General features: G+C 35.3%; 10 protein-coding genes. 6 read left to right on the plus strand and 4 right to left on the minus strand.

The annotated features are described in order from the left end of the window. Positions 1–14: 14 nt before the first annotated feature. The 4 genes from gntK to HMPREF2715_RS08735 all read left to right on the plus strand — a co-directional run bounded on the left by gntK (position 15) and on the right by HMPREF2715_RS08735 (position 5241). Positions 15–1553 carry a gluconokinase gene (gene gntK / locus HMPREF2715_RS08720; RefSeq protein WP_070441657.1) on the plus strand — a complete coding sequence of 513 codons (1539 nt, stop codon included), beginning with the start codon at positions 15–17 and terminating at the stop codon, positions 1551–1553. A 40-nt stretch (positions 1554–1593) separates the two neighbouring features. After that, the gene (locus tag HMPREF2715_RS08725; RefSeq protein ID WP_070581906.1) at positions 1594–2952 is read left to right on the plus strand and encodes a gluconate:H+ symporter; all 1359 of its coding nucleotides are present in this window, start codon (positions 1594–1596) and stop codon (positions 2950–2952) included. Positions 2953–3205: 253 nt separating this feature from the next. Continuing rightward, positions 3206–4072 (plus strand): UTP--glucose-1-phosphate uridylyltransferase GalU, encoded by an 867-nt coding sequence (galU, locus tag HMPREF2715_RS08730; RefSeq protein WP_070581908.1) that lies wholly within the window; start codon positions 3206–3208, stop codon positions 4070–4072. A gap of 977 nt (positions 4073–5049) precedes the next feature. Further along, on the plus strand, positions 5050–5241 hold the full coding sequence (locus HMPREF2715_RS08735) for a hypothetical protein (RefSeq protein ID WP_011274908.1): 192 nt from the start codon (positions 5050–5052) through the stop codon (positions 5239–5241). 151 nt (positions 5242–5392) lie between these two features. Here the strand turns inward: HMPREF2715_RS08735 and HMPREF2715_RS08740 are convergent, their stop codons facing one another. Then, positions 5393–5659, minus strand: coding sequence for a DUF1413 domain-containing protein (locus HMPREF2715_RS08740; RefSeq protein ID WP_037535652.1), 267 nt, complete (start codon positions 5657–5659; stop codon positions 5393–5395). A 189-nt stretch (positions 5660–5848) separates the two neighbouring features. Here HMPREF2715_RS08740 and HMPREF2715_RS08745 point away from each other — a divergent pair, with 189 nt between their 5' ends. Together HMPREF2715_RS08745 and HMPREF2715_RS08750 are read left to right on the plus strand one after the other, a co-directional pair. Further along, positions 5849–6544: an SDR family oxidoreductase gene (locus tag HMPREF2715_RS08745; protein WP_070581910.1), complete on the plus strand. Its 696-nt coding sequence runs from the start codon at positions 5849–5851 to the stop codon at positions 6542–6544. 117 nt (positions 6545–6661) lie between these two features. Beyond that, complete coding sequence (locus tag HMPREF2715_RS08750) at positions 6662–7894, plus strand: acetylornithine deacetylase (RefSeq protein ID WP_070581912.1); 1233 nt, start codon at positions 6662–6664, stop codon at positions 7892–7894. A gap of 56 nt (positions 7895–7950) precedes the next feature. Here the strand turns inward: HMPREF2715_RS08750 and HMPREF2715_RS08755 are convergent, their stop codons facing one another. The 3 genes from HMPREF2715_RS08755 to HMPREF2715_RS08765 all read right to left on the minus strand — a co-directional run bounded on the left by HMPREF2715_RS08755 (position 7951) and on the right by HMPREF2715_RS08765 (position 13512). Then, positions 7951–10116: an RNA degradosome polyphosphate kinase gene (locus HMPREF2715_RS08755; protein ID WP_070581914.1), complete on the minus strand. Its 2166-nt coding sequence runs from the start codon at positions 10114–10116 to the stop codon at positions 7951–7953. Between the two features lie 96 nt (positions 10117–10212). Beyond that, positions 10213–11754, minus strand: a complete 1542-nt coding sequence (gene ppx / locus HMPREF2715_RS08760) for an exopolyphosphatase (RefSeq protein WP_070839869.1) — start codon at positions 11752–11754, stop codon at positions 10213–10215. Between the two features lie 213 nt (positions 11755–11967). After that, a complete protein-coding gene (locus HMPREF2715_RS08765; RefSeq protein ID WP_016930774.1) occupies positions 11968–13512 on the minus strand; it encodes an AbgT family transporter in 1545 nt (514 codons plus the stop codon). Positions 13513–13747: the final 235 nt, after the last annotated feature.

Consider the following 13747-nt stretch of genomic DNA (forward strand, 5'->3'; position numbering starts at 1 on the left):
AAAGAAGGAATAATATGAAATACATGATTGGTGTTGACATAGGGACAACAAGTACGAAATCAGTATTATATGATGAAAATGGACAATTCATAATGAAACACAACATTGGTTACCCCTTACATACCCCAAATGTAGATGTTTCTGAAGAGAACCCTGACGAATTGTTTGATGCAGTACTAATGACTGTGAAATATGTTGTTAGAGAAGCAAATATAAAAAAAGAAGACATCAAACTAATTTCATTTAGTGCACAAATGCATAGTCTGATTGCACTCGATGCACAACATCATCGTTTGACTGAAAGTATTACATGGGCAGACAATCGCGCGAGTAAATACGCAAAACTAATTAATAAGGAATATTATGGCTCAGACATATATCAACGTACAGGAACTCCAATTCATCCGATGTCACCATTATCTAAGATATTCTGGATGAAGCATGAACAATCAGATATTTATAAACAAACTGCCATGTTCGCAGATATAAAAACTTACATATTCTACCAACTATTTGAAAAATATGTCATCGATTACTCAATGGCGTCAGCTACTGGCATGTTCAATCTTGAAAAACTTGACTGGGATAAAGAGGCACTTGAATTGTTGGGTATCACTGAAGCACAATTACCACAATTGGTACCTACGACACATATTCTTAAAGGTATGAAGAAACGCTATGCAACTTTAATGGGCATTGATGAGAATACACCTATTATTGTAGGTGCAAGTGATGGTGTTCTTTCTAACTTAGGAGTGAATAGTTATAAAAAAGGCGAAGTCGCTGTCACAATCGGTACATCTGGCGCGATTCGAACAGTCATTAATAAACCTCGCACCGATTATAAAGGACGTATCTTCTGTTACGTACTAGACGAAGAACATTATGTCATTGGCGGACCAGTAAACAACGGTGGAGTTGTTCTGAGATGGCTAAGAGATGAACTCCTTGCAAGTGAAGTTGAAACTGCCAAACGTTTAGGCGTTGATCCATATGATGTACTGACTAAAATCGCAAGTCGGGTTAAGCCAGGTGCAGAAGGTCTCATCTTCCATCCGTACCTTGCAGGTGAACGTGCACCATTATGGAACGCCGATGCACGTGGTTCATTCTTCGGTCTTACACTCTCGCATCAAAAGGAACATATGATTCGTGCTGCTTTAGAAGGTGTACTCTATAATCTTTATACAGTTTATCTTGCGCTTATAGAAGTAATGAACGAAACACCAAGCACAATCAAAGCGACAGGAGGATTTGCTAAGAGTGAAGTGTGGCGTCAAATGATGGCAGATATCTTCGACACAGACCTTATCGTGCCTGAAAGCTATGAAAGTTCTTGTTTAGGCGCTTGTGTATTAGGTTTGAAATCATTAGGGGAAATTGATGACTTCTCAATTATTGAAGAAATGGTCGGGACAACGAATGCACATCAACCTGATTCAGAAACCGTTCTAGTGTATCAACAGTTAGTATCAATCTTTATTAATTTAAGTCGCTCATTAGAAGAACGTTATGCAGAAATTGCAGATTTTCAACGTAAGCACATGAAGTAAATCAATTAATTAAAAAAAGAAAACATTGGGAGGATTCACTATGCTTGGAGATATTTGGCCACTTATCAGTGTTGTTATCGGGATTTTATTACTACTATCATTAATTATATTCTTGAAATTGAATACATTTATTTCATTAATCGTCACTTCTGTCGTGACTGCTATACTACTAGGTATGCCATTAAATAAAATAATGGAAACTATAGAAGCGGGAATGGGAAGTACGCTTGGCCACATTGCATTAATCTTTGGATTAGGGGCAATGCTTGGTAAATTACTTGCAGATGGTGGCGGTGCCAATCGAATTGCTGACACATTGATTGTTAAATTTGGACCTAAACACGTGCAATGGGCAATGTTGATTGCAGCATTTATCGTAGGTATCGCATTATTCTTCGAAGTAGGTTTAGTCTTATTAATTCCGTTAGTGTTTACGATTGCTAAACGTGCAAGAGTATCACCTTTAAAACTTGGTTTACCAATGGTGACAGCTTTATCAGTAACACATGGTTTCTTACCGCCACACCCTGGACCGGTCGTTATCGCTAAAGAACTAAAAGCGAATGTGGGAGAAGTATTGCTATTTGGAATCATCATTGCAATTCCAGTAACGATTATTGCTGGACCTGTATTTAATAAAATTGCACAAAAAATTATACCTTCAGCATACACTCGTGAAGGTGATATCTCAGCATTGGGTTCTCAAAAAGAATTTAAAGAATCTGAAATGCCAGGTTTTGGATTAAGTTTATTTACAGCAATATTGCCAGTGATCTTAATGTTAATTTCGACTATTGTTCAATTAATCACTGGTCACGAGGAAGCTAAAAATTTATTTGAACAAATTGTTTACTTCATAGGTACGGCTGGTACTGCGATGTTAATTTCAGTTATCTTCGCTATCTTCTCAATGGGCTTGAACCGTGGCAGAAAGATGGACGACATTATGAAGTCAGTTACAAATGCCATCTATCCAATTGGTATGATGATCTTAATCATTGGCGGTGGTGGCACATTCAAGCAAGTATTAATTGGTGGTGGCGTGGGTGATACAATCGCAAAAATGTTCGAAGGTTCTACAATGTCACCTATCTTACTTGCTTGGATAGTAGCAGCAGTATTACGTATTGCATTAGGTTCAGCTACAGTAGCTGCCATCTCTACAACAGGTATCGTTTTACCATTATTACAACACTCAGATGTTAATGTCGCACTCGTTGTACTTGCAATAGGAGCAGGAAGCGTTATTCTATCTCACGTAAATGATGCAGGATTCTGGATGTTTAAAGAATACTTCGGATTAACCGTCAAAGAAACATTCCTAACTTGGTCACTACTTGAGACAATCATCTCTGTATCAGGTATCATCTTTATATTATTTATTAGCTTGTTTGTATAAGAATCTTTTATAAAAGCACTCACTGCAAAATGGTGAGTGTTTTTTAGTTCAACAAATAGGTTTTCTACTAACAATTTTCAACAGTTTGAAAATGAATATATTAATAAAAATTTGCATACTTAAATGGCACCACAAGTGTAGTGCCTGTACCTCCCATAGTTAAATTAATAAGCTATTGCTAGGAAAGAAATCAAAAGAGTGATAAACTAACAAATGATATAAAAGACAGAATGTGCAAAGGAGTTACTTGAGTTTGAAACAGATAAAAAAAGCAATCATACCTGCTGCTGGTTTAGGGACGCGATTCTTACCAGCTACTAAAGCGATGCCAAAAGAAATGCTTCCTATTCTAGACAAACCTACAATTCAATACATAGTGGAAGAGGCTTCTCGTGCAGGAATTGAAGATATTATCATCGTAACTGGTAAACATAAACGCGCAATTGAAGATCATTTTGATAATCAAAAAGAATTAGAAATGGTTCTAGAAGAAAAAGGAAAAGATGACCTACTTGAGAAAGTACAATATTCTACGGACTTAGCAAACATCTTCTACGTTCGACAAAAAGAACAAAAAGGATTAGGACATGCGATACATACAGCTCGTCAATTTATTGGAAATGAACCATTTGCAGTCTTGTTAGGTGATGACATCGTTGAATCAGAGACACCAGCTATCAAACAATTGATGAACATTTACGAAGAAACAGGTCATTCAGTCATTGGTGTTCAAGAAGTACCAGAGAGCGTTACTCATAGATATGGTATTATTGATCCATTAGAAAAAGAAGGCCGTCGTTACGAGGTAAAACAATTTGTTGAGAAACCGAAACAAGGTACAGCACCTTCAAATCTAGCCATCATGGGACGTTACATCTTAACACCTGAGATATTTGACTACCTTGAAACACAAAAAGAAGGCGCTGGAAATGAAATTCAGCTCACTGATGCGATTGAACGTATGAATAGTGATATTCCAGTTTATGCATACGACTTTGATGGTGATCGTTACGATGTTGGAGAAAAATTAGGCTTCGTTAAAACAACGATTGAATATGCACTTAAAGATCCAAAGATGAAAGATGAACTCATTAAGTTTATTAAAGAATTAGGATTTTAATATAATGATACAAAAGAAGACCCCATAGACACTTAAGTGATCAGCTTAAATGTTTATGGGGTTCATCTTTGATGTGAAAAACATCGCACCTATACTTCTTTAGAGACATTTCGACTTAATTAATACTTAGTTAAAGCATCAGAGAGTAAGTATTAATTAAAAATTTTGTAATAGCTTTTTTCCTAAAAATATAGTTCATAATACACTTGACATATGGTAAAGAATTATGGGTTCTTCTTTGGATTACGTAATCTTGGCTGTTTGATTCATGTTGCGTTGACTGACTTGTCACGAGCATTATGAACATATATTTCAAGAAGTATAAATTCCACTCATCTCAGTTTCCGCTAGGATGAGCTTTTTGGGAAATATAATATGTAATGGTTATACTTCCCAACCTCCTCTAAAACTCTATGTATTAGATGTATATCTAATACACTTAAATTGTACAATATATTATTCAGATAGAATACCTGTCGTAATATCAAATCTTTAGCTAAAAATATCAATCTTTTTACTTCATTTAAAATTTATTGAAAAAGAAAGAGACCCACCTTACTCTCCAGTTAAGATGCGTCTCTAACGAATTTTATCAGTTGAGAGCTTATTATCCCCCTCATACATCAGATCGATCTAATGTGAGTTAATTATACTATGGAATTGAATCTTTTTTAATAGTGGTTAGTATCAATATTTTGTCTAATAATATCAATTTATGTAATTTTAACAATATATAGGTGGTAAAATATTTATCTTTAGGGACTTTTGACTGTAACTATACGTAGTCAAGCATAGTAACAAATTGAGTTATAAAATTATGTAATGATGACATCTATATTCCACATACATAAATCCCTTCAATTACTTTCATTTTCAAAAAATGAACTATTTGTGAAAAGTATCACAAAAGACTTTAAAAATTTTTAAAAGGGTGTATGATAAGAATTGTAAGGAATAAGTAATGGGAAGTGATACTGATGAGAAAAGTAATTGAAGAAGTTGTTTTTTCTGATGAAGGCAGTTACGACATTTATTTGAAAACTGGTGTTAATCAAGGAATGATCGGTGATATTAAAGATGGCTACTTGACTATCGATTCAATTCCATATATTGATGCAGAACGACTATATTACTATGGACTCGAACGTAAAACACTCGTTACAAATTAATACAAATTGAATGGCCTCCTATTAACATTCAAGAACCTTATATGCCTTCGTTGGTGAGCAGTCGAAGGCATACCATAAATATACCCCTAATCATTCTGGAATAATGTGTTGAAAGCCCGTATCTCTATGGTAAGATACGGGCTTCAGTGTATTATAAATCTTTGAAATTCTTCTTAACTTCATTATATTGATATTCTTGATTATATAACTTAAACTTGTAGCCTTCTTGACTAGAGAATGGCATTCTTACACGTGGAATTTGATCCAATTGTGCGATAAATTCTCTCTCTTGGCGTGTACGTTGCTTCACACTCATATTCATCCATTCTTCTTCACTATATAAATCGATGAAATGAAACGAGAAACTTGTTCTACTCTTTTCAGCACGTAACGCTTGAATACGTTCATCAAATGTCATTGTGTATCCTCCTATCTTTCTATATGCCCAATGATTTAATTACATATATTAACTTTAATACGTTTTCATAGAGATTACAATTCATCTTAGTATTTTCATAATAATATTTCCTGGAAATTGTCTTAAAGGTTTAATGCATTTTAAATAAGGTAATGTATTTTATGAATCTAAAATAAAGGATGAAGTGAAATGACAGAATTAAACGGACGCGTAGCAATTATTACCGGTGCAAGTAGTGGTATAGGAGCAGCAACAGCAAAAGCACTTGAGAAGCAAGGTGTTAAAGTCGTACTAGCAGGACGTAGTCATGATAAATTGAATACGGTAGCGAAAGATATGAATGAAGACAATATACATATTGTGCCTACAGATGTGACAAACCAAGCAGAAGTAGATGCATTAGTAGCAAAAGCCATCGATGTATTTGGACATGTGGATATCTTCGTAAATTGTGCAGGTGTAATGGGTTCATCTAAAATCACAGACTATCAAGTTGAGTCATGGGATTCAATGGTTGATACGAATATTAAAGGACTTCTATACAGTCTCAATGCGATATTACCTAAGTTTGAAGCACAGGGGTCAGGACATGTGGTAAATTTAGCATCTATATCTGCGAATGAAGTATCTAAAGAAAGTGCATTATATAGTGCTACAAAATCTGCTGTACTGATGATTTTTAATGGTTTAGAAAAAGAATTAGCAAAAACAGGGATTAAAACAACAAGCATATTACCAGGAATGGTAGATACACCAATGACAGAACGCAGTGACTTTGGTGGTCGTAAGAAACTAGATCCTGAAAATATTGCAGATGCGATTATTTACGCATTAACACAACCTGCACATGTTAATGTGAACGAAGTGACAGTACGACCAGTGTAGTAGATTATAGAGAGGCTAGGACATTAAGTACTTAGATAATGTAAAATTATATTAAAATGGTATACTGATAATGAAGGATGATAGTGGGGATAACTAAGATTTGGAGGAGTGACAAAGATGGAGAAACGTCTTTATAACTTATTAGAATTATTAGTTAGCTATAATACGGAGAGTCCACCTGGACGTAATACAGACCCTTTGCAAGATGAGATTGAAGAATTATTAAAAGCACTTGGATCTAGTATTCAACGGGAACAACTCTATAAGGATGATAGTGTCATTGTCGCGACTTTGAAGGGGAGTGACCCTTCCGCACCTAAACTTATATTAAATGGCCATGTAGATGTGGCATCAGTAGATGATGATTCAAACTGGACGTATCCGCCGTTTGAATTAACCCAAGTGGATGACTGGCTTTATGGTCGTGGGGTAAGTGATATGAAAGGTGGTATGGCGTCATTATTTTATGTTCTTGAAAAGTTACATCAAGAAGGACGCCAACCGAAAGGCGATATTATTGTGCAATCGGTTGTAGGAGAAGAAGTAGGTGAAGCAGGTACGAAACTTGCGTGTGAAATTGGACCTAAAGCTGATCTAGCACTTGTGTTAGATACCAGTGAGAATATGGCGCTTGGTCAAGGTGGTGTGATTACCGGCTGGATTACGGTGAAAAGTAAGAATACCATTCATGACGGTGCGCGTAGTCAAACCATCCATGCTGGTGGTGGGCTATTTGGTGCGAGTGCCATTGAAAAAATGACAAAAATTATTCACGCACTAAACGAATTAGAACAGCACTGGGCTGTAATGAAACATAGTCCAGGTATGCCTCCAGGTGCAAATACCATTAACCCGGCAGTGATAGAAGGTGGACGGCATCCGGCATTTATTGCAGATGAATGTCGTTTATGGATAACGGTTCATTATTTGCCAAACGAGCGATATGAAGATGTAGTTGCAGAAATAGAAGATTACTTGAATCGTGTGGCTGAGGCTGATATTTGGCTTCGGGAGAATCCATTGAAGTTTGAATGGGGCGGTGAATCAATGATTGAAGACAAAGGTGAAATCTTCCCTAGCTTCACCATTCCTACTGAACATCCTGGATTTAAACAATTACAGTCAGCGCATCAAACTGTTCATGGAACTGATTTAAAGCATGGTATGAGTACGACTGTAACTGATGGTGGTTGGACAGCACACTTTGGTATACCAACTATTTTATATGGACCTGGTAGTTTAGAAGAGGCACATAGCGTCGATGAGAAGATAGAAGCATCAGAACTACAAACCTATAGTGATGTTCTCTACCAATTCTTAAATCATTGGTACGATCACCCTGAGAAATAAAATTGTTTACAAAAATAAAGGCAATGGTCATGAGCGACCATTGCCTATTTTATATGTTATTTCTTTAGAGAACGACGGATACGATTCATCCAATTGGCACGACGTTTAGATACAACTGGCATACCTGATGGTTGAGCTGAACGTTTCTTAAGTTCTTGTCCATATTTAATTGCTTCTTGCATTAAATAGACTTGTGAATTTAATGGTGATAAGTTATTTTCCACATAGTGATAATGACCATGTTCATCTTGGTAGCGTCCTTTTTGATTATCAGATAATTGTAAGTCCATGAAGTCGACTAGGCGTTTTCCAATTTCTTTATCTTCAACTGGGAATAAGATTTCTACACGTTTAATCATGTTACGTGTCATTACATCAGCTGATGATAAATAGATGCGTTCATCTCCATTGTTATGGAAGTAATAAATACGAGAGTGCTCTAGTAAACGACCAACGATACTTACCACTTCAATATTCTCACTTATGCCAGGAATACCTGGTTTTAAGCAACAGATACCACGAATAATGAGTTGAATCTTCACACCGGCTTGTGATGCTTCGAATAACTTTTCAATGATGGCTTTATCCGTAAGTGAGTTCATCTTCATCATAATCTTACCATTGCCATGTTGAAGGTGACTGCTAATCTCTTTATCAATGCGATCGATAAAGACATCACGAATATCAAATGGTGCTACGATTAATTTATTGTATTCTGGTTTTACTGAGTACCCACTTAAATAATTGAAGAAGTTAATGGCATCTTCTGCAATTTGTTCATTTGTAGTGATAATACCCATATCTGTATAGAGTTTCGCAGTCTTGTCATTATAGTTACCTGTTCCTAAGTGAACGAATGATGTTAATTCGCCACCGATACGTTTAACGACTAAAGCGATTTTACTGTGTGTCTTAAGATGTGTCATACCATATATAACGTGACAACCTGCATCTTCTAACATGCGTGCCCAGTGTACGTTGTTTTCTTCATCGAAACGTGCTTTCAATTCTACAAGTACGGTTACTTGTTTACCTTTTTCAGCAGCTTCTTTTAAACTCTTAATAATAGGTGAGTCTTTACTAACGCGATACAATGTCTGTTTAATCGCTATTGTATTTGGATCGTCCGCAGCTTCGCGAATAAAGTCAACAATCGGTTCGAAAGATTCGTATGGGTGATGGAAGAAGATATCACGTTTTAATGCAAGTTCATATAAATTATTATTGCCTAAAGAACGTGGAATCTGTGGTGAATATTTTTCATAAGTTAAATAGTTTAATTTATGAGATAGGTGATCGACTAAGCCGAAAATAAATGTTAAATCCAATGGTCCATTTAAGAAATAAACATCTTGCTTATCAACTTCCAATGTTTCGATAAGCCAGTCTAAATCATCTGGATTTGCAGTACGACCATCAACTTCCAGACGTACAGCTGAACCACTCTTACGTTCTTTAAGGAAACGTTCGATTTCGATAAGTAAGTCTTCAGCGCCATCCTCATGTATCGTCAAATCGGCATTTCTTGTGATTCTGAATGTGAAGGTATTTAATATTTCATAACCAGTAAATAAATAATTGATAAAATATGTGATAACATCTTCAACCATAACCACATATTGTTTAGGACCTTCATTATAAGTTAAGAATCTTGGAATGAGTGACGGGATTTGAACAATTGCTGAATTAATCGCATCTTCAGTATCAATGTCTACGAAGATGTTTAAACTTTTATTATTAAGTTTAGGGAAAGGATGATACGCATCAATGCCAAGTGGTGTTAAAGTTGGCAGAATCGTTAGTTTAAAATCTCTTTCTAATTTGTTTAATAAAGGTTCAGATAATTCATGTGGTTCACACATCACTATTTCATAATCTTGAAGTTCAGTCATTAATTCGTTATAACGTTCATATTGTGTATCAACATATTTTTTAGCTTTTTCTTGGATGGCATCAACTTGTTCTTGTGGTGTCATTTGTGCTTTGTTTTCTGGTTTGTCGTAGCCCATCTTAACTTGGTCTTTTAAACCTGCAACGCGAACCATGAAGAATTCATCTAAGTTAGAACTAAAAATAGATATAAAGTTTAATTTCTCTAGTAGCGGATTATTTTTGTCATATGCTTCTTGAAGTACGCGATAGTTGAAATCAAGCCAACTTAGTTCGCGGTTGTTGTAGTATTGCGGTAAGCTAATATCATTTTCTCCCAATTGAGTTTGCATTCCAAATACACCTCGTCATTTCCTCAAATATGCGTTATTCTTTTCAATTAGTAAGTAAAAGGCATAACATCCTAAGTTTAAGATAGCATACTTGTTTTAAGATTTTGTAAAGATAATGGAAACATTTCCTTTAAGTATCTTTTCAATATGTTTTTTCTGTCTGTTTGCTTGATATTCTTCTGCAATAGGCTCGCCTTCAGTATAAAAAACAGTTAAATGATAGTCCTCGTCGCCTTTTTTCATTTTCTTCAATTCAACATCGACTACGAAGCTTGTTTGAGAAATATTTAAAGCGTTGATAAATTTAATGATGCCACCGAGTGCTTGAATCGTATCTACTTCTTTATTGCTAAACCAATCTGTTTCTTTGCAATAGAATTTCAATAGTGATTTATTTTTGAAACTGGCGAGTAGCGCTAATTTAACACGGTCTTTATGTGTATAACCGTTAATCATAGAGTTAGCAATGATGTAGTACGTGTGTGGAGAACTTGAATCTGAATCGATAAAGCTACCTAGGTAGTAAATATAAGCGCCTTCTTCAAATAGACGTTGATCGTTATCACTGATGTCTAAATCAGCGATATCAATTAATTGTGATAATAAGGATTTAGCTAATTTAAGACGTGCTTGTGAACTAACATCTTCAATCTTATATTCACGTGCTAAGAAATGAATTGATTCTTTACGTACATTATTTTTATCGAAGACATCAGTATAGCGTTCATGTACTTGCTTCATGACATATCCCTCACGTAAACCATTTCTAGAGAATGTGAATTGTTTAGCGTCTACAATTTTATACAACGTTTTAAACACTGATACAGCTGGTAAGATAATATCTACACGGTCACGACTTAGGCCGTCAAGGTTGGTTAAATCATCGCGATCACTTTTACGAATGATATCAAAGACTTCATCAATATCTTTATTCGTCATTGTATAATTGTGTACACCGCCAATAGGGTATGAATGTTCGGCTTGATGGATACGAGCTACATTTCGTGCGGAACCACCGACACCTACAAGTGCAACCTCTTGATCTTTCAACCACTCTAAAGATTCAAATTGTTGAGATAGGAATTTCTCCATATCTTTAATGGCACCTTTGTCGTTATCATCTTTGTCGTTGAAGAACTTTCTTTTAAGTGTTACGACACCGAAAGGGAAACTATGTGATTCAAATAACTCTTTATCTTTAAATAACGTTACTTCAGTTGAACCGCCACCGATGTCGACGGATACTCCGTTTTCAATTTCAGTAGTGTGAGTAATTGCGTAGTAACCATAGTAAGCTTCGTCTTCTTCGGGTACGATTTTAATATCAATACCAACTTCATTTTTAACTTCTTTGACAATTTCATCATTGTTTTTAGATTGACGGATTGCGGCAGTAGCAATCGGATGTAATTCAGTTACATTGAATTTATCAGACACAGATTTAAAACTGTGTAATGCATCAATGAGTACTTTTATGCCTTCTTTACTCATTTTATTATCTTTAGTGAGATATTGGCTTAGTCGTGCAGGCGTCTTAATGTTGAGCAATTCATTAATTCCTGATTCTTTAGTAAAGTTAAAAATAACTAATCTGATAGTATTTGATCCAATATCTACTAAACCTATTCGTTCTTCCATCGTGTCCTCCTATATGACTAGAATAATGTTGATTAAAATACACTTCTATACCTTTATTTTACCGTAATATAACACTTTGAAAAAGGGAGACTGCGATAAATATTTAGTAATTAGTAAAAATTTTGTAAGGGATTACATAAAAATAAACCTCCTCGGAGATAGAGGAGGTTTGTGCACATCTACATGGCTAAAATTTTATGTTTAATTATTATATTATTTCGGAATTTTAACAGGTCCACCTGGTCCTAATGGAATGCCTAGTAAGTACCAAGCGATAACGAATAATGTCCATACGACACCTAACGCAAAGGTGTATGGCATTAAACTTGAAAGTAGGGAACCTAGTTTCATATTTTTATCATACTTTTGCGCGTAAGATAGAATAAGTGGCATATAAGGCATCATCGGTGTGATTGGGTTTGTAATTGAATCACCTACACGATAAATCATTTGAGTAAATGCAGGATGATAACCTAGTAAAATCATCATCGGTACGAAGATTGGAGCCAGAATACCCCACTTAGCCGATGCACTACCTATAATTAAGTTAATAAAACTACTAAGAATAATGATGCCTATAATAAGCACGATACCATTTTGATGTTGAAGTAATTTGGCGCCATAGACTGATACAATAATACCAAGATTGCTCCATTGCAAGAATGCTAATAATTGAGCTGCAAAGAATACGATTAATATGAAAGATCCCATTGAACCAAGAGAGTCACTAATCATACTACCTAAATCTTTCGAGTTCTTGATTTGTTTACTCAAAATGCCATAGACCATCCCAGGAATTAAGAAAATAACAAGAATTACTAAACCAACACCATTAATTAAGGGTGAATCGTCTATGAGACTGCCTGTTTTAGCATTTCTTAACCAACTTCCTTCTGGAATACAACAAATGATTAGGGCAACAATCAGTAAAAGAAATGACATGTTCGCCCAGAATAATGCTTTATTTTCAGTTGGTGTAATATGAGATGATGTTTCCTCGTCTTCATCATAATTTGCTTGACTCGCATCATATTCGCCTAAACGTGGTATAACAACCTTTGTTGTAGTGAAATAGATAACAGGAATTACTAAGATGACACTTGCGGCAATAAAGTACCAGTTCATAGCCACATTAATCTTGACGCTATCTGAAACAATCTTCGTCGCTGGTTCAGTAAATGCATAGACTAATGCATCTTGCATACCAATTAAAAAGTTTGCACCAAAACCACCTAATGAAGAAGCATAGGCCATTGCAAGACCGGCGATTGGGTGATAGCCAATCTTAATAAAGATCATTGCTGCTAGTGGGGGTAAAATGACTGTTGCTGCATCCCCAGCTAGACTTCCTAATATCCCAATTAAAATGATTGTAGGTACAATGATTCGCTTTGAAGCTCGGTTAATAACTGAAATCATTAACTTATCAAAATATCCTGATTTCTCAGCAGCACCGACACCAATCATCACTGCTAATACAAGTCCTAGCGCAGGAAATTCAGAGAAGTTCTTAACGGCATCATTCATAATCATAGCGATACCTTCAGTACTAAGAATACTCTTTATATGTATGGTTTCTCCATTTCCTGGATGTTTCACTGACACATCAAAAAGAGACACAATCCAAGTGATAACGGCTAAGCCAACACACATTAAGAAGAAAAGCATTGCAGGGTCTGGTAATTTATTACCAGCTTTTTCAACACCATTTAGAAATTTGTTAACTAAAGATGTTCTTTCTTTTGTATTAGTGGTCATAAAATGGCCCCCTTTGTTAGTTAACTCGAAGTATAACAAACTGATTTTTAAAATATAGCAATTTTCATAAATTTAAATATAAGAATTGGTTATTAATGTGATAAGTACAATAATAATTACTTATCAAACAAGATTGAAATTAAATTGTGTGATGAAGCGCTATCATTATGAGAATAAGGTTTGAGGGTGTTTGAAGTGTGGAAAGATAAACATTGTATAGATGAGTTGAATTTCA

Source organism: Staphylococcus sp. HMSC062A01 (assembly GCF_001836805.1).
Taxonomy (GTDB): domain Bacteria; phylum Bacillota; class Bacilli; order Staphylococcales; family Staphylococcaceae; genus Staphylococcus; species Staphylococcus haemolyticus.